This is a genomic window from Superficieibacter sp. 1612_C1, assembly GCF_015234305.1.
Taxonomy (GTDB): Bacteria; Pseudomonadota; Gammaproteobacteria; order Enterobacterales; family Enterobacteriaceae; genus Superficieibacter.
Window position 1 is genome coordinate 766,018 of sequence record NZ_JADGMI010000001.1, and the last position, 16,524, is coordinate 782,541.

Consider the following 16,524-nt stretch of genomic DNA (forward strand, 5'->3'; position numbering starts at 1 on the left):
CGCGACGGTACGCCGCGGCAAAAGGGGAAGGGTTACTCTTTTTGCGCGGCGACGCTGGCGTTAAAACCTGCCGACGCGGCGACAGTACGCTCTTCACGCGCCAGCCAGCGATAGGCCCCCGCCCCCAGCAGCACCCCGATAAACCAGCTAAAGTTGGCGACGTCATGCAGCGACGGGATAAAGCTGATAATCAGACCCACCGCAACCGACGGCAGCAGCGCGGCGATGGCTTTCGGGTTAAAGCCGTTGCGATACCAGTACTTGCCGTTCGGCGTATCGTCAAACAGATCGTCAACGAACACTTGCCCGCGCTTAATCAGATAAAAATCGGCAATCAGGATGCCGAACAGCGGGCCGATAAACGCGCCCAGCACGTCGAGGGTGTAGTGGATAAGTTCCGGCGAGTTGAACAGATTCCACGGCGTCAGCAGAATCGAGCCGACGGCGGCGATCATGCCCCCGGTGCGGAAACTGATCTTTTGCGGCGAACAGTTTGAAAAATCAAACGCCGGGGAGACAAAGTTCGCCACGATGTTGATGCCGATGGTGGCGGTAATCATCGTCAGCAGGCCAATCGCCACCGCCAGGTCGTTACCCACGCGGCTGACGGTTTCGATAGGGTCGGTGATCATCCGGCCAAACAGCGACTGGGTGCCGGAAACAATGACCACGGTAACCACCGAAAACAGCAGGAAGTTAAACGGTAAACCCCAGCGGTTGCCGCGACGAATTTCTCCCATACTCTTGCCGTAGCGCGAAAAGTCGCCGAAGTTCAGTAGTGGCCCGGAGAAGTACGAGACCACCAGCGCGGTAGCGGTGATCATCTGCCAGGTCTGTTCGCCTGCGCTTAGCGATTTGCTGGCAAGGGTAAAGGAGATACCGTCAAAACCTGTCTTGTATACAATCCATCCGGCCAGCGCCAGCATAACGACGTATACCGCCGGTCCGGCAATATCAATAAAGCGTTTGATGGCGCTCATCCCATGCCAGAACACCATCGCCTGCAATAGCCACATGGTGGCAAAACACAGCCAGCCGAGATACGACAGGCCGAGGAACGCACTCTGGGTCAGCGGCGTCAGCGAGGGCCAGAATTTCAGGATCACCAGCATCAGCGCATTCGCCGCCAGATAGGTTTGAATGCCATACCACGCAAAGGCGATCAGTCCGCGGATCACCGCCGGAATATTGGCACCGAAGACGCCGAACGCCTGACGGCAGATAACCGCGTAAGGCACCCCGGCCATCTGACTGGGTTTTGCCACCAGGTTCGCACACAGCTGCACAATACAAATTCCCACCAGCAGGCAGAGTAAGACCTGCCAGCTTGCCAGACCGAGCGTAAAAAAGCTGGCCGCCACCACGTAGCCGCCCATGCTGTGCACGTCCGACATCCAGAAAGAGAAAATGTTGTACCAGCTCCAGTTTTGATGGCGTGTGGGGGCCAGATCGTCATTGCAAAGCCGTGGGCTGTAGCCTGCACCGGAACCCGTGGTTTTTATCTGATGCGCATTTTGTCTGTTTGGCATGAAACCTGCTCCTGTGAATGTAAACCCGTTAGAAAGGGAGTGCTGAGGACGTTGCAGGATCCGGGCCAGAATAATCATTTTTGTATGCAATATTTTATTTTTATGTATACGATTCGATATCAAAAAGTAAAAGGTGGAGTGGTTAATGAACGATGAAAAAAGCCTGCATGCCGCGCCAGCGTTGCAGGACAAGGATGAATCCATTTACCAGGCGCTGATGACGGCCATTGTTGAACATCAGCTGCTACCGGGCAGTAAATTGCCGGAAGAGGCGCTGGCCGATGTGTTTGGCGTGAGCCGCACAGGGATCCGCAAGGTGCTGCAACGACTCGCCACTGTGCAAATGGTCACCCTGACGCCCAAACGTGGTGCACACGTCGCCAGCCCTTCCGTTGAAGAGGCCCGGGAAATTTTCCGCACCCGTACCTTGCTGGAAGTCGCCAACCTTCCCGACATACTGGCTCACTGCCAGCCGCCGCACCTGGCGGCGCTGAGCGCCATTATCGGCCAGGAGCAGCAGGCGCATGAAATCTATGACGGCCCCGCCGCTATTCGCGCTTCCGCCGAATTTCATATTCAGCTCCAGGCCATCTCCGGAAATCAGGTCCTGACGGAGATGGTGACCAGCCTGAGCCAGCGCTCGTCGCTGGTCATCGCCGCGTGGGGCGCGCCGTGGCGGCAGGGGTGCCGCTGCCACGATCATGAGCATCTGGTGGAGTTGCTCCGTCAAAAAGCGCTGCAACCGTTAAGTGCGGCACTGACACACCATTTTGAACATATTGTCGCCAGCCTGCGCTTTGAGCGCGCTGGCGTTTGTCTGCCGGATTTTGCCCGCCTGTTCGGCGATCGCAAGGAGTCATAATGTCTGCCCTTCGTATACAAGTGATTAACCCCAACACCAGTCTCGCCATGACGGAAACCATCGGCGCGACCGCGCGGTCGGCAGCCGCGCCGGGTACCGAAATCCTCGCGGTCTGTCCTGACGACGGCGTGCTGTCCATTGAAGGCCATTTTGACGAGGCGATAGCCGCTATCGGCGTGCTTGAACAAATCCACGCCGGGCGTCAGCAGGGAGTGGACGGTCATGTCATCGCCTGCTTCGGCGATCCGGGACTGCTGGCGGCACGCGAGCTGGCGCAGGGGCCGGTCATCGGTATTGCCGAAGCCGCCATGCATATGGCCACGCTGGTGGCAACCCGCTTTTCCGTTGTGACCACGCTGCCGCGCACGCTGATTATCGCCCGCCATCTTTTGCACCAGTATGGCTTCCACGATCGCTGCGCCGGGCTGCACGCCATCGATTTACCGGTGCTCGCGCTGGAGGATGGCAGCGGTCTGGCGCAGGAGAAAGTACGCGCGCGCTGCCTTCAGGCGCTCCGGGAGGACGGCTGCGGCGCGATTGTGCTGGGCTGCGGCGGTATGGCCGATCTGGCGCAGGCGCTGACCCGCGAACTACAGGTTCCGGTGATTGACGGCGTCAGCGCGGCGGTGAAGATGGTCGAGTCGCTGGTGGCGCTGGGATTGTCTACCAGCAAACACGGCGATTTAGCCTTTCCGGAAGCCAAAGCCGTCAGCGGTAAGTTTCAGATGTTCAATTCATTTTAATGAGAAGGGAGAGGGGCAATGACCGATTTCGAACCGCACTATCCGCGCGATTTGCGAGGCTATGCCGGAAAACCGCCGCATGCGCAGTGGCCCGGCCAGGCCCGGATTGCCGTACAGTTTGTGCTGAACTATGAAGAGGGATCGGAAAATCACATCCTGCATGGTGACGCTGGCTCTGAACAATTTCTCTCCGATATCATCGGTGCCGCCAGCTATCCCGACCGGCACATGTCAATGGATTCGCTATATGAATACGGTAGCCGCGCCGGATTCTGGCGCATCCACGACGCGTTCAGCACGCGCGGCCTGCCGCTGACCGTATTTGGCGTGGCGATGGCGCTGGCGCGACATCCCGATATCGTCGGGGCGATTAAAAGCGCGAACTACGACGTGGTAAGCCACGGCTGGCGCTGGATCCATTATCAGAATCACGATATTGAGACGGAGCGCGAGCATCTGCAAAAAGCGGTGCAGGTATTAACCGATCTCTTCGGCAAAGCGCCTACCGGCTGGTATACCGGGCGCGACAGCCCGAACACCCGGCAACTGGTGGTCGAGCACGGCGGGTTTGATTACGATAGCGACTACTATGGCGACGATCTGCCGTTCTGGACCGAAGTCGAGTGTAGCAACGGTTCACGCAAGCCCCATCTGATCGTCCCTTATACCCTCGACGCGAACGATATGCGCTTCGCCACCGCGCAGGGCTTCAACACCGCCGAGCAGTTTTATACCTATCTGAAGGACAGTTTTGATGTGCTTTATGAGGAGGGCGAAAGCGCGCCCAAAATGATGTCTATCGGGATGCACTGCCGCCTGTTAGGACGTCCGGGCCGTTTTCGCGCGCTCCAGCGGTTCCTTGATTATATTCAGCAGCACGATCGCGTCTGGGTTTGCACCCGCCAGCAGATTGCCGATCACTGGCGTCAGGTTCACCCCTTTCAAAAATGAAGATCGTGCCCGGACGATGCGCCGGGCCGATCGTATCAACGCATCAGGCTGACCTGCGCCGCCACGATGCGCCAGCCGTCAGGAAAGCGCACCCAGGTTTGCTGCTGGCGGCCAATTGAATCGCTACTTTCACGGGTAAATTCGGTACTGCATACCGCATAGTCTTCGCCAAAGGTGGTGATTTGCGTATGGCGTAACGTGCGTTGCAACCCGGCGGCGGGGCGCGCCGCGCGAAATGCGCGTATGTCGTCAATGCCGTAGAGATTTTCCCCGGCACCCAGGCGCACCGTGCGGGCGTCGTGCCAGAAAAGCTCGTCGAGCACCTCGATGTGGTTGTTTACCAGCGCATCTTCATAGCGATAAAACGCCGCCGTGACCTCGGCGACAACCTGTGGACGATTAATGTCATCCCGAATCATCATACTCTCTCCTGTGCAGGACGGGCATCGGTAACGCCGCTTGCTTCAAGCACGCGGGCGGCGCGCAGGCAGGCTTGTTCATTAAACGGCGCGGCAATCAGTTGCAGGCCAATCGGCAATCCGCCAGCCATGCGCAGCGGCACCGAGGCGACCGGCAGGCCCAGGAACGAGATTGGCTGCGTCAGCATCCCCATGCTGGCGCGCACCGGAAGCCTCTGGCCGTTAATCTCCATCGTTTGCTCGCCAATGCGCGTGGCGCAACGCGGCGTGGCGGGCGCGATCAGCACATCTGCGTGGGCGAACAGCGTCTTAAACGCCTCCCGCGCATGGCGGCGAAAACGCTGGGCCTGGATATACCACGCCGACGGGATCATCGCTCCCGCCAGCAGGCGCTCGCGGGAGTGCGGCTCCACGCGCTGCGGTTCCCGGCGCAGCGCAGGAAGGTACTGATTGCCGCCCTCAGAGGCGCTGATAATAAACGCCGCCGAACGGGAAAGTTCCGCCTGCGAAAATATCAGCTCATCGGTGGCGTCCAGCACGCGAGCGGCGCGGGTGACGGCTTCCCGGGCGTCGTTATCGCACCAGGCGCTGAAATAGCCGCCCAGCACCGCGCAGCGCAACCCCTCCAGCCCGTGCGTCAGCATGGTGGAGACGGGCGCGTGTGGCGTGTCGGCCTGAAAGGCGTCGCGGGGATCGCGCCCTTGCAGGGCGTCATACACTGCCGCAAGATCTTCAACCCGGCGGGCGAAGGGGCCGATATGATCGAGGCTTGGCACAAATGGATGGCTTCCGGCGCGGGAGAGGCGGCCAAAGGTCGGCTTTAGCCCGAAGATCCCGCACAGCGAGGCCGGAACGCGTATGGAGCCGTTGGTGTCGGTACCGAGCGCAAAGTGCACCAGCCCGGCAGCGACGGCGGCGGCGGAACCACCCGACGATCCGCCCGCAATGCGCGTTAAATCGTGCGGATTGCGCGTCGCGCCGTAATGGCTATTTTCAGTGGTAAAGCCGTAGGCATAGGCGTCCATGTTCACCATGCCCGTCAGCATCCCGCCTGCGCTGTGCAACTGGCGCACCGCCCAGCTATCGACGGTTGCCGCCGGGCGATCGCTAAACAGTTCTGCGCCCGCAAGCGTCGTATGTCCGGCCACGTCAAACAGGTTTTTCACGGCGTAAGGAATGCCGGCCAGCGGCGGTAGCGGCTGTCTGGCCCGGCGCAGGGTATCAATTGCGTCCGCCTCCGCCAGCAGGCGTGATTCGGTGACGGCGGTCCACGCGTTGATCTGCGGATTGACGCGCGCGATGGACGCCAGCGTCTGACGGGCAATCTCGCGGGCGCTGAGATCGCCCGTTATCAACGCCTGACGGATGTCGCTAATACGCATTTCATGCAGCTTCATGCTTTATAGACTCCTGCAATCTCCAGACGGTCATCAAGAGGGAAGGCCATCAGCGGTTCGGCCATGGCGGCAATCCGGCTGAACTGCAACCGCAGCTCCGCGCGGCGATCATCATCAAGTTCCACATTCAGGATCTGCGTCATTTGCGTCAGGTACGCGTCCCATTCACAGGGTTCGTTATTCATGGTTTTCTCCTCAAAAACCGGCGGCGGAGCCGTTGCTGCGGGGATCGAAGGCCCCTTCAATCAGGCCGTTGGGATGAAGGACTATCGCGCCAGCATGGCCCATGGCTTCGCTGAAATCCGTCAGGATATCTATCTCATGACCCGCTTCGCGCAGGCGGGCGACCGTCTGCGGCGAAAAGCGGCCTTCCAGTTTTAGCGTGTCCGAGCTTTGCCCCCAGGTGCGCCCCAGCAGCCAGCGCGGACGGCTAATGCTCTCCTGCAACGGCGCGCCCTGTACCACGTAGCGGGTAAAAAGGGCCGCCTGAGTTTGCGGCTGACCGTCGCCGCCCATCGAACCGTAAACCATCACCCGTCCGTCGCTCAGGCGCGCCGCGGCAGGGTTAAGCGTGTGAAACGGCTGTTTTCCTGGCGACAGCGCCAGCAGATGCGCAGGGTCGAGGCTGAACGATGCGCCGCGGTTTTGCCAGACGATGCCGGTATCCGGGAGGACCACGCCGCTGCCGAATTCGTGATAAATGCTCTGAATAAAAGAGACCGCCAGCCCGCTTTCATCCACAACGCCCATCCAGACCGTATCGCCCGGTCCTTTCCCCGTACCCCACGGCGCAGCCTGGCGATCGTCAATGTGCCGGGACAGCACGCTCAGCGCGTCGGGCTCCAGCAGGCGTTGAATATCGGTATTCAGATGACGCGGATCGGTGATATGGGCATCGCGCAGGCCAAAGGCCAGCTTAGTGGCTTCGACGATACGGTGTACGGTGGTCGCATCATCGGCATCGGCCATATCAGGACGGTCGGTTATGCCGAGGATGGCCAGCGAGACCAGTCCCTGAGTGGGCGGTGCCAGATTCCACACGTCGCCGTGGGTATGTTGCAACCTGAGCGGCGTCGTGCGACGGGCGCGATGCTGCTGTAAATCTGCAAGGGTGATGGGCAGGCCGCACTGCGCCATGCCGTTTGCCAGGCACTCCGCCAGCGGACCGCGGTAAAAACTGTCCAGCCCCTCGTCGGCCAGCCGTTTCAGGGTGGAGGCAAGCGCGGGCTGGCGAAAGCGGCTTCCGGCCAGCGGGGCCGCGCCCTCCACCAGCCAGGTTTCAGCAAAACCTGGCAGATCGCGCAGTTCCGCCAGTTTATCGGCGGTGGCATTGGCCTGAGACGCCGTAACCGGCATTCCGTCTTCGGCATAGCCGATAGCATCGGCAAGCAGACGGCGCAGCGGCAGCGCCTGACCGGTGAGCGACTGCGAGAGACTGAGCGCATCGTCCCAGCCGCTTACGGTGCCCGCAACGGTCAGCGCGGCGCGCGGGCCGCGGTGAGGGATCTGCGACACATCGCTGTAGGCTTCCGGCGTCGCCAGCGAACCCGCCGCGCCGCTGGCGTCAATGGCAACAGGCTCGCCTTCCGGCGGCACGATAAGCCAGAAGCCGTCGCCGCCCAGCCCGTTCATATGCGGGTAGACCACCGCGATGGTTGCGGCAGCGGCGACCATCGCCTCTATAGCGCTACCGCCTTCGCGCAGGATCGCCAGCGCGCTTTGGCTGGCCAGATGATGGGGGGCTACCGCCATCCCGCGTGTCGATACGTTACTCTGCATAAGGCATCCTCATGACCGAAAGAGATCGTGAAGTTGCAAAAGCTGTTCCACATCTGAATAAAAAGTTTCAGCCAGCGGGCCGAAGGGATTTTTTGCACATCGGGTATGCATTGTGAAAGCGTTTAGCGATATAGTGCGGTGAAACGAAAGTTACAGAGGTCATATGCAACAGCTTGATGAACGACTGAAAGGGCAGTATGCCGCTTTGACGCCGCAGGAACAGCGGGTGGCCGATTTTATTTTCGATCACTTTGACGATCTCATTAGCTATAACAGTGCCGAGCTGGCAACGCTGAGCGGGGTATCAAAAGCGACGGTGAGCCGTCTGTTCAGGCGGCTGGGCTACGAAAAATATAAGGATATGCGCGATGAGCTGCGTACCCTGCGCCAGAGCGGAATGCCGCTGACCGATAATCGCGATGCGGTGCAGGGCAATACGCTGCTGGCGCGCCATTATAAACAGGAGATGGCAAACCTGACCCAGTGGGTCAACGCCCTGGATGCACAGCAATTCGCTGACGCGATAGCCAGCATGGTTGCCTCGCGGCGCATTATTATTATCGGCATGCGTAATGCCTATCCCGCCGCGTTACACCTGCGTCAGCAGCTGCTACAGGCGCGCGGGCAGGTGCTGGTACTGCCGCAGCCGGGACAAAGCCTGAGCGAAGAGCTGGTGGATCTCACGGCTGACGATCTGGTGGTCGTGATGGCCTTTCGTCGTCGCCCGCGCATTATTCGCCCGTTATTACAGCAGCTTCAGAACAACGGTATTCCGGTATTGCTGATGTGCGAACCGCAGGCGCACAGCCTGTTTCCGCTCACGCGCTGGCAGCTCTGCGCGCCGCTGGACAGCGTATCGGCGTTTGATAGCTATGCCTCGGTTAACAGCCTGATCAACCTGCTGGCTAACGCGCTACTGCACGGCATTCTCGATAAAGGCCGTCCGCGCATTCACGATATCGCCACGCTCTATCAGCAACTCGACGAGCTGGAACAGCGATAATGGGGCGTCAGGCTGGTGCTTTGCCTTATTCCGGTGCATTAACAGAACCGCTAAACGCAGCCTTATTGCCTGCCTGCTCTCCTCAGGGCGTTTCTTTCCCGCTGTTTTACTGTTTTCGCCGTGGCGCAGCGGGTAAGGCTTCTCTGGCACATTAGTTGCAAATGTCTATTTATAGAATCTTTTGTTTCATGCTAACGTAACGGGCCAGGCACCGATCAACATGCGGGCTGCGCCTGACCGCTGACAACATCATTGAGGCGGCTCCCCCCGTGCGCGGCCTTATTAAACCAAAGGAACGTCATATGGATATCGCTCAATTTCCGCAAATTAATCCGCCGCAGCGCCTGCTGATGGGACCCGGACCGATTAACGCCGATCCGCGCGTGCTGCGCGCGATGTCGAGCCAGCTTATTGGTCAGTACGATCCGGCGATGACCCACTATATGAATGAAGTCATGGCGCTGTACCGCGGCGTATTTCGCACTGAAAATCGCTGGACGATGCTGATTGACGGCACCTCGCGCGCCGGTATTGAGGCGATCCTCGTCTCCGCCATTCGTCCCGGCGATAAAGTGCTGGTGCCGGTGTTTGGCCGCTTTGGACATCTGCTGTGTGAAATCGCCCGCCGCTGCCGCGCGGAGGTTCACACCATCGACGCGCCGTGGGGTGAGGTATTCACTCCGGACCAGATAGAGGACGCCATCAAACGGGTGCGTCCGCGCCTGCTGCTGACGGTGCAGGGCGATACGTCGACCACTATGCTGCAACCGCTGGCGGAGCTGGGCGAGATTTGCCGCCGTCACGACGTGTTGTTCTACACCGATGCGACCGCTTCGCTGGGCGGCAACGCCCTTGAAACCGACGCCTGGCAGCTGGACGCCGTCTCGGCGGGAATGCAGAAATGTCTCGGCGGCCCATCCGGCACCTCGCCCATTACCCTGAGCGCACGGATGGAGGAGGCCATTCGCCGCCGCAAATGCGTGGAAGAGGGCATCCGCACCGATGCGCATCGTGATGGCGTTGATGAAATGGTCTACTCCAACTACTTCGATCTCGGCATGGTTATGGATTACTGGGGACCGGAGCGTCTCAATCACCACACGGAAGCCACCTCGGCGCTGTTCGGCGCACGCGAATGTGCGCGCCTTATCCTTCAGGAAGGGCTGGATAACGGCATTGCGCGTCACAAATTGCACGGCGATGCTCTGCTGAAGGGGATTCAGGCGATGGGGCTGGAAACGTTCGGCGATCTGAAGCACAAGATGAACAATGTGCTGGGCGTGGTTATCCCCTCCGGCGTGAACGGCGATCGGGTGCGTAAGCTGATGCTGGAGGATTTTGGCATTGAAATCGGCACCTCGTTTGGCCCGCTGCACGGCAAAGTGTGGCGCATCGGCACGATGGGCTATAACGCCCGCAAGGATTGCGTGATGACCACCCTCAGCGCGCTGGAGTCGGTACTGAACTATCTGAAGTTTCCCACCTTACAGGGTGCGGCAATGCAGGCGGCATGGGATCATTATCGCAGCGAGGCGTCACAATGAGTGTGTCAGCGTCCCTGAGGGTGGATATTCAGCAGGCGGCGCGGGTAATGGCGCGCGCCGACGAGCTGGCGGCAATTAGCGAAGCGCCGGACGCGCTGACCCGGGTCTATCTTTCCCCGCAGCATCTACAGGCTAATCAGCGGGTAGGCGAGTGGATGCGTCAGGCGGGAATGACCGTCTGGCAGGACAGCGTTGGCAATATCTGCGGACGCTACGAGGGCGAACAGGAAGGCACGCAGGCGATTTTATTAGGTTCGCATCTGGATACCGTGCGCAACGCCGGGCGCTACGACGGCATGCTGGGCGTACTGACCGCCATTGAGGTGGTGCACAGCCTGCATCAACAGGGTAAACGGCTGGCGAAAGCCATCGAAGTTGTCGGTTTTTGTGATGAAGAAGGCACGCGCTTCGGCATTACGTTATTGGGCAGCCGCGGCCTGACCGGCACCTGGCCCGACGGCTGGCTGGCGCAAACGGATGCGAACGGCATCAGCGTGGCGCAGGCGATGGTGAATGCGGGGCTTGACCCGACGCGGACCCACCTTGCCGCCCGCCGGACGGAGGAGTTGGCCTGCTACCTTGAGCTTCACATTGAACAGGGTCCCTGTCTTGAACAGCAAGGGCTGGCGCTGGGCGTGGTTGAGGCGATCAACGGCGCGCGTCGCCTGAATTGCCGCTTTACCGGCGAGGCGGGGCACGCGGGAACGGTGCCCATGCACCACCGTAAAGACGCGCTGGCCGCCGCTGCCGAGTGGATAATGGCGGTGGAAAGTACCACCCGACAGCGCGGGGGCAATTTGGTTGCCACAATAGGAACCCTGGACTGTACGCCCGGCGCGGTGAACGTTATCCCCGGCGAGGTCACGCTGACGCTGGATATTCGCGGACCTGAAGACGCGCCGCTGGATGCGCTGTTACACGATCTGCTGGCGCAGGCACAGGACATAGCCACCCGTCGGCATATGCGCTTTGGTGCGCAGGAGTTTTACCGCATTGCCGCCACGCCGTGCGATGCACAGCTACAAACGCTGCTTGCCGACGCGGTAACCAGGGTGCAGGGGCGTGCGTTGCACCTGCCGAGCGGCGCGGGACACGACGCCATCGCCATCGCTGAACGCTGGCCGACAGGCATGCTGTTTGTACGTTGTCAGGGGGGGATCAGCCACCATCCGGCTGAATCCGTTAACGTCGATGATGTCGCGCTGGCAATAAGCGCATTCACCAGCGCGGTAGAGACGCTGGCGCAACGTTAACCGCTCGTCATTAATCCGGCTAAGAGAGGTTTGCTCTATAAGCGTTTTCGACCACACTGTATTTGACAGGGAGTGTTTTTCAGCCTTCTGCAAACGGTTTGCGCCTGACAGCGCGCCGACTTCCTGCAAACAGATGATCGAAAAACTTCGGACGAACATTCATGAAAAAGATCGCGATAGTCGGCGCAGGCCCCACCGGTATTTATACTTTTTACTCGCTTCTAAAAAAGAACGTGCCGCTTTCCATCACGGTTTACGAACAGGCGAATGAAGCCGGCGTGGGAATGCCTTACAGCAATGAAGACAATTCAAAAATGATGCTGGCGAATATCGCCAGCATTGAAATTCCGCCTATTTTTTCCACCTATATCGACTGGCTGCGCGCGCAGGATGAAGCACATCTGGCGCGCTATCGCGTTGATTATGCGTCGCTCCACGTTCGCCAGTTCCTGCCGCGTATTCTTCTCGGCGAATATTTTCGTGACCAGTTTGTGCAGCTTGTCGCCGAGGCAAGAAAGCAGGGCTTTGAGGTTAACGTACATGAGGCTTGCCAGGTCACCGATCTGGAAGCCACTGAAACGGGCGTCAAACTGTGGGTTGAAAATGAACTCGCGGCAGAGCGCTTTGACCTGGCGGTGATTGCAACCGGCCACGTCTGGCCTGATGACAGCACCTCGACCCGCACCTTTTTCCCCAGCCCCTGGTCGGGGCTGATGGAGGCCAATATACGGGCCTGCAACGTCGGGATCATGGGCACGTCGCTGAGCGGCATCGACGCGGCGATGGCGGTGGTGGTCCAGCACGGCGCATTCGTGGAGTCCGACGACGGTCATCTTCAGTTTACACTGGACCCGCAGAGCCAGGCACTCAACATTACTCTGATGTCGCGCTCAGGCATCCTGCCGGAAGCGGATTTTTACTGCCCGATCCCTTATGAACCGCTGAATGTGGTGACAGAAAACGCGATCCAGCGTGAAATAGACGCTGGTACCGATGGGCTGCTCGACCGCGTATTCCGGCTGCTGGTGCAAGAGCTTGAGCAGGCGGACCCGCAGTGGAGCGAGCGTATTGCCCTTCAGACGCTGAATGCCGATACGATTAACGAGGCATGGTTCGCCGACCGCAAAAAACACGATCCTTTCCGCTGGGCGCAAGCCAATCTTGATGAAGTCGAACGTAACAAGCGTGATAAGCGCACGGTCGCCTGGCGCTATACCATTCTGCGCCTGCACGAAAAGGTGGAGGAGATTGTTCCGCACCTCAATGAGCAGGATATGCAACGTTTTACATCGGGGCTGGCGCGCATCTTTATTGATAATTATGCCGCTATTCCTTCGCAGTCAATTCGTCGCCTGCTGGCGCTGCGCGAAGCGGGGATCATCGATATTCTCGCGCTTGGGCAGGAGTACGAGATGAAGGTGGAGGAAAACCAGACGCGGATTTTCAACCAGCAAAATAGCTGGTCCTTCGACGTGTTTATCGATGCGCGCGGACAACAGGCGCTGAAGACGAAAGATCTTCCGTTCCCGACGCTGCGCCAACAGCTGCTTGCGACGGGGGAAGACATTCCGGATGTGGGGGATGACTACACCTTACAGGAGCCGGCACTGGCCCGCGGCCATATTGCCTTTGGTGCGCTGCCTTATCTGATGCACGACAGACCGTTCGTTCAGGGGATCACCGCCTGCGCTGAAATTGGTGCGGCGATGGCAAGGGCGATAACTCAGCCCGCCGCGTGGTCGCGTCGTCGCCTGCCCTTTATTGAGGTATAACGAAAAGGCGGGGCGTTGACCTCAGTTCTGCGCCTCGCTTCCCTGTATCGGCATTAACGTTAACGTGCCGCTGAATACCGCGCCGGTATCTATATAAAACTGATTGGTGAAATGCAGCGGGACCGCGACCGGCGTGTGGCCGAAAACAAAGGCGTCCGCACCGCTGATGGCTTTCCGGTGACCACGCTGTGAGGCCGCGATCCGCTCCCGGCTCCAGACTACGCGCTCTTCATCAACCGGCTGGTCCCGCTGGTAATGCTCAGCGGGGTAATCGGCGTGGCAAATCACATAGCGGCCCAGCGGCATTTCGACCTCGATAATCAACGGCAGCGCGGCGACCTGCGGCAGTAATCTCTGCACGCGGGTTTTATCGGCGTCATCAAGCGTAAAAAACCACTCCCCGCCATTCATTCTCCACAACCCGGCATCGCGGTGATTCACCAGCGCGTCCAGCATCATCTCTTCATGATTGCCGCGAATGACGCGAAACCAGGGTTCGCTGATAAGCGAAAGGCAGGCGACATTCTCCTTTCCCCGGTCGGCAAGATCGCCAACGGAAATAAGTAAATCCTCATCTTTATTGAAATTTACCGCCGCCAGTTTGCTTTGCAGCAAGGAATAACAGCCGTGCAAATCACCCACGACCCAGATGTTGCGCCAGTCTGCGCCATTGAGGTACTGGTAAACCGTCATCGTCGTCTCCGGATTATCTGTTTAATGGCAGGTCACAACAGTATGGATGTTCGCAGGCGACTGAGATTAATCTTAGTTTAGAAATATCGGGGTTGACGCGGTGAATAAATAAACGCTGATCGGAGGACTGCTTACTATGTTGGGTTTCGTTTAACTATATGTTTTAAAATGAAAATAAGTAGATTTGTCCGGCGGGCAGTGTCCATGTCAACGGTCCCCGTTCAGCGAATTACCCATAAATAATGGTGATTGTTGTGCCACGCGTTACGTGGATAATGCGCGTAAATTTTACAGAAATTAACATTAATCACTATTTCCTTACATCACAGGGAACGTCAGATGGGCAGCCGCCGAACCGCATTACGTTACGCTTTTTTCACCACGACCGGCCTGCTTCTGACGCCAGTCGTGAGCGCCGCCGACGGCATCGCCGGGGCTGATGAACAACTCATTATTCAGCAGCAGCGCCAGAAAGCGCTGGAGCAGCAGCTTACGCCGCCAAAACCTGACGTGCGCCTGTCGCCGCCATCCTCCGGCTTTGGCCGCATTAACTATCCTGCTGAAACGCCCTGTTTCCCCATTAAACATGTGGTATTGCGCGGAGAAGAAAAACTGCCGCGCTGGCTGCCTATTCAGCATCTCGGGAAAGAGGCCGAAGGACAGTGCCTCGGCGCGCAGGGCATTAATCTGCTGATGAGCACCCTACAAAACCGGCTGGTGGATCATGGCTACATCACCACCCGCGTGCTGGCCCCGTCGCAGGATCTGAACAGCGGGGTATTAACGCTGGTGCTGGTGCCGGGCTACGTCCGCCACGTCAGACTGACGCCGGACAGCGATCGCTATATCCAGCTCTACAGCGCCTTCCCGCCGCGTGAGGGCGCACTGCTTGATTTGCGCGACATTGAACAGGGGCTGGAAAACCTTCAGCGTCTGCCCACCGTCAAAGCGGATATGGAGATCGTCCCCGGCGAGCAGCCCGGCGAAAGCGATATTGCGGTGAGCTGGAAGCAGGACAAAATGTGGCGTATCGGCGCGTCGCTGGACGATGCCGGAACCAGAAGCACCGGGCGTTATCAGGGCGGGTTAACGCTCTCGCTGGATAACCCGTTCTCGCTCAGCGATTTGCTCTATTTTTCCGCGTCCCATGATTTACAGGGCGAGGGCGGCAAAGGCAGCAAAAACTACACCGGGCACTATTCGGTGCCGTTCGGCTACTGGATGTTCTCGGTCACCGGCAATGATTACGACTATCACCAGACGGTTGCCGGCGCTAACGAAGACTATCGCTACAGCGGCAAAAGCAAAAACCTCGATGTCCAGCTAAGCCGCGTGCTGCACCGCAGCGGCACGCAAAAAACCACCATGAGCTATGACGTGCTGGTGCGTAAAACCCGCAGCTACATTGACGACACCGAAGTGGACGTGCAGCGCCGTCAGACCTCCGCCTGGCGCATTGGTTTACAGCACCGGCATTACATCAGCCAGGCGACGCTGGACGCGGGCATCAGCTATCAGCGCGGCACCCGCTGGTTCGGCGCGACGCCTGCGCCGGAAGAGTATTTCGACGAAGCCACCGCGCTGAGCAAAATCCTGCAATTCAACGCGCAGCTTAACGTTCCCTTTGAGATTGGTTCGCAAAACTTCCGCTACAACGTGCAGTACCAGCGCCAGATGAGCAGCACGCCGCTGACGCCGCAGGATCAGTTTGCCATCGGCAACCGCTGGACGGTGCGCGGCTTTGACGGCGAACGCACGCTGAACGCCAGCCACGGCTGGTATGTGCGCAACGACATCGCCTGGAGCACGCCGCTGCCGTCGCAGGAATTTTACCTCGGGGCGGACTACGGCGAAGTGGGCGGTGCCGGATCGGAATATCTGGTCGGTAAGCACATGGCGGGTGGTGTCGCGGGCCTGCGCGGCTACGCGTTTAATACCGGCTACGACATGTTTGCCGGGACGCCGTTCTCGAAACCGGACGGCTTCGATACCAGCGACTTAACCCTCGGGTTTAACCTCAACTGGGACTGGTAAGGAGCGGCAGATGCGCGCTGGTGAGTACGACATTAAAGCCCCGCTGATGCTGGGCGGGCAGGAGAGCGAAGCCGAAGTGCTCGGCGCAACGGTATGGCTGTGGATGCACTCGCCGATGCACCGCGACGCGCCCCTGCACGCGCTGCCCACGCTGCTGCTGCCGATTATCAAACGCGGCCAGTACGTGCTGGTCACACAGCATGCGCGGCCGATCTTCTTTCTGAGCTGGGCCTGGCTTAATCCTGAATCAGAAGCCCGCTTTCTCACCCGCGCATCGATTCATATGCCGGAAGAGGACTGGGACAGCGGCGACCGGATGTGGTTTTGCGACTGGATCGCACCCTTTGGTCATACCCGTGACATGTATCGCCTGATGCACAACGAGATTTTCCCCGACAGCTGCGCACGATCTCTCTGGCACCGGGGACAACAGCGCGGAAAACGCGTAATGAATTTTCATGGCACGCGGGTCAGCCGTGAAGCCGCACGACACTGGCGACGCGAGCACCCGCTGGCGGTCAATCTGCCGGAAGCTTAACAAGGAA

General features: G+C 59.2%; 14 protein-coding genes and 1 pseudogene. 9 read left to right on the top strand and 6 right to left on the bottom strand.

Annotated features, from left to right (window positions below; all coding sequences use genetic code 11):
- Nucleotides 1-32: 32 nt before the first annotated feature.
- On the bottom strand, nt 33-1,529 hold the full coding sequence (locus INT84_RS03645) for an NCS1 family nucleobase:cation symporter-1 (protein ID WP_194205655.1): 1,497 nt from the start codon (nt 1,527-1,529) through the stop codon (nt 33-35).
- A 145-nt stretch (nt 1,530-1,674) separates the two neighbouring features.
- Between INT84_RS03645 and INT84_RS03650 the strand changes: the two genes are divergently transcribed.
- From INT84_RS03650 to puuE, 3 genes and pseudogenes are all read left to right on the top strand, one after another.
- The gene (locus INT84_RS03650) at nt 1,675-2,391 is read left to right on the top strand and encodes a GntR family transcriptional regulator (RefSeq protein ID WP_194205656.1); all 717 of its coding nucleotides are present in this window, start codon (nt 1,675-1,677) and stop codon (nt 2,389-2,391) included.
- Nucleotides 2,391-3,268 (top strand): annotated as a pseudogene (hpxA, locus tag INT84_RS03655) (allantoin racemase). Before INT84_RS03650 ends, hpxA begins: the two are co-directional and overlap by 1 nt.
- Nucleotides 3,153-4,085, top strand: coding sequence for an allantoinase PuuE (gene puuE / locus INT84_RS03660; protein WP_194205658.1), 933 nt, complete (start codon nt 3,153-3,155; stop codon nt 4,083-4,085). The pseudogene hpxA and the gene puuE overlap by 116 nt, the downstream one beginning before the upstream one ends.
- Nucleotides 4,086-4,120: 35 nt before the next feature.
- On the opposite strand, the gene hpxZ is transcribed toward puuE, so the two are convergent.
- From hpxZ to hpxW, 4 genes are read right to left on the bottom strand one after another with little or no spacing between them, the layout of a single operon-like run.
- Nucleotides 4,121-4,507: an oxalurate catabolism protein HpxZ gene (gene hpxZ / locus INT84_RS03665; protein WP_194205659.1), complete on the bottom strand. Its 387-nt coding sequence runs from the start codon at nt 4,505-4,507 to the stop codon at nt 4,121-4,123.
- Nucleotides 4,504-5,901, bottom strand: coding sequence for an AtzE family amidohydrolase (locus tag INT84_RS03670; RefSeq protein ID WP_194205660.1), 1,398 nt, complete (start codon nt 5,899-5,901; stop codon nt 4,504-4,506). Before INT84_RS03670 ends, hpxZ begins: the two co-directional genes overlap by 4 nt.
- The gene (gene hpxX, locus INT84_RS03675) at nt 5,898-6,086 is read right to left on the bottom strand and encodes an oxalurate catabolism protein HpxX (RefSeq protein ID WP_194205661.1); all 189 of its coding nucleotides are present in this window, start codon (nt 6,084-6,086) and stop codon (nt 5,898-5,900) included. The genes INT84_RS03670 and hpxX overlap by 4 nt, the downstream gene beginning before the upstream one ends.
- 10 nt (nt 6,087-6,096) lie before the next feature.
- A complete protein-coding gene (gene hpxW / locus INT84_RS03680; protein WP_194205662.1) occupies nt 6,097-7,680 on the bottom strand; it encodes an oxamate amidohydrolase in 1,584 nt (527 codons plus the stop codon).
- A gap of 163 nt (nt 7,681-7,843) precedes the next feature.
- On the opposite strand from hpxW, the gene hpxU reads away from it, so the two are divergent.
- The 4 genes from hpxU (at nt 7,844) to INT84_RS03700 (ending at nt 13,252) form a co-directional block, all read left to right on the top strand.
- Entirely contained in the window at nt 7,844-8,683 is an 840-nt protein-coding gene (gene hpxU, locus INT84_RS03685) for a MurR/RpiR family transcriptional regulator HpxU (RefSeq protein WP_194205663.1), read from the top strand.
- Between the two features lie 302 nt (nt 8,684-8,985).
- The gene (locus tag INT84_RS03690) at nt 8,986-10,227 is read left to right on the top strand and encodes an alanine--glyoxylate aminotransferase family protein (protein WP_194205664.1); all 1,242 of its coding nucleotides are present in this window, start codon (nt 8,986-8,988) and stop codon (nt 10,225-10,227) included.
- On the top strand, nt 10,224-11,480 hold the full coding sequence (gene hpxK / locus INT84_RS03695; protein ID WP_228065804.1) for an allantoate amidohydrolase: 1,257 nt from the start codon (nt 10,224-10,226) through the stop codon (nt 11,478-11,480). The genes INT84_RS03690 and hpxK overlap by 4 nt, the downstream gene beginning before the upstream one ends.
- A gap of 161 nt (nt 11,481-11,641) precedes the next feature.
- Nucleotides 11,642-13,252 (top strand): FAD-NAD(P)-binding protein, encoded by a 1,611-nt coding sequence (locus INT84_RS03700; RefSeq protein WP_194205665.1) that lies wholly within the window; start codon nt 11,642-11,644, stop codon nt 13,250-13,252.
- Between the two features lie 21 nt (nt 13,253-13,273).
- Here INT84_RS03700 and INT84_RS03705 read toward each other — a convergent pair whose 3' ends face one another.
- Entirely contained in the window at nt 13,274-13,945 is a 672-nt protein-coding gene (locus INT84_RS03705; protein WP_194205666.1) for a metallophosphoesterase, read from the bottom strand.
- Between the two features lie 339 nt (nt 13,946-14,284).
- On the opposite strand from INT84_RS03705, the gene INT84_RS03710 reads away from it, so the two are divergent.
- Both INT84_RS03710 and INT84_RS03715 read left to right on the top strand, forming a co-directional pair.
- Nucleotides 14,285-15,979: a ShlB/FhaC/HecB family hemolysin secretion/activation protein gene (locus INT84_RS03710; RefSeq protein WP_194205667.1), complete on the top strand. Its 1,695-nt coding sequence runs from the start codon at nt 14,285-14,287 to the stop codon at nt 15,977-15,979.
- 10 nt (nt 15,980-15,989) lie between these two features.
- On the top strand, nt 15,990-16,517 hold the full coding sequence (locus INT84_RS03715) for a toxin-activating lysine-acyltransferase (protein WP_194205668.1): 528 nt from the start codon (nt 15,990-15,992) through the stop codon (nt 16,515-16,517).
- The last annotated feature ends 7 nt before the right edge of the window (nt 16,518-16,524 follow it).

Coding starts and splice junctions, on each gene's coding strand:
- INT84_RS03710 (WP_194205667.1), top strand. CDS start 14,285: ATGGGCAGCCGCCGAACCGCATTACGTTACGCTTTTTTCACCACGACC.
- INT84_RS03650 (WP_194205656.1), top strand. CDS start 1,675: ATGAACGATGAAAAAAGCCTGCATGCCGCGCCAGCGTTGCAGGACAAG.
- puuE (WP_194205658.1), top strand. CDS start 3,153: ATGACCGATTTCGAACCGCACTATCCGCGCGATTTGCGAGGCTATGCC.
- hpxX (WP_194205661.1), bottom strand. CDS start 6,086: ATGAATAACGAACCCTGTGAATGGGACGCGTACCTGACGCAAATGACG.
- INT84_RS03715 (WP_194205668.1), top strand. CDS start 15,990: ATGCGCGCTGGTGAGTACGACATTAAAGCCCCGCTGATGCTGGGCGGG.
- hpxK (WP_228065804.1), top strand. CDS start 10,224: ATGAGTGTGTCAGCGTCCCTGAGGGTGGATATTCAGCAGGCGGCGCGG.
- INT84_RS03690 (WP_194205664.1), top strand. CDS start 8,986: ATGGATATCGCTCAATTTCCGCAAATTAATCCGCCGCAGCGCCTGCTG.
- INT84_RS03700 (WP_194205665.1), top strand. CDS start 11,642: ATGAAAAAGATCGCGATAGTCGGCGCAGGCCCCACCGGTATTTATACT.
- hpxW (WP_194205662.1), bottom strand. CDS start 7,680: ATGCAGAGTAACGTATCGACACGCGGGATGGCGGTAGCCCCCCATCAT.
- INT84_RS03705 (WP_194205666.1), bottom strand. CDS start 13,945: ATGACGGTTTACCAGTACCTCAATGGCGCAGACTGGCGCAACATCTGG.
- INT84_RS03645 (WP_194205655.1), bottom strand. CDS start 1,529: ATGCCAAACAGACAAAATGCGCATCAGATAAAAACCACGGGTTCCGGT.
- hpxZ (WP_194205659.1), bottom strand. CDS start 4,507: ATGATGATTCGGGATGACATTAATCGTCCACAGGTTGTCGCCGAGGTC.
- hpxU (WP_194205663.1), top strand. CDS start 7,844: ATGCAACAGCTTGATGAACGACTGAAAGGGCAGTATGCCGCTTTGACG.
- INT84_RS03670 (WP_194205660.1), bottom strand. CDS start 5,901: ATGAAGCTGCATGAAATGCGTATTAGCGACATCCGTCAGGCGTTGATA.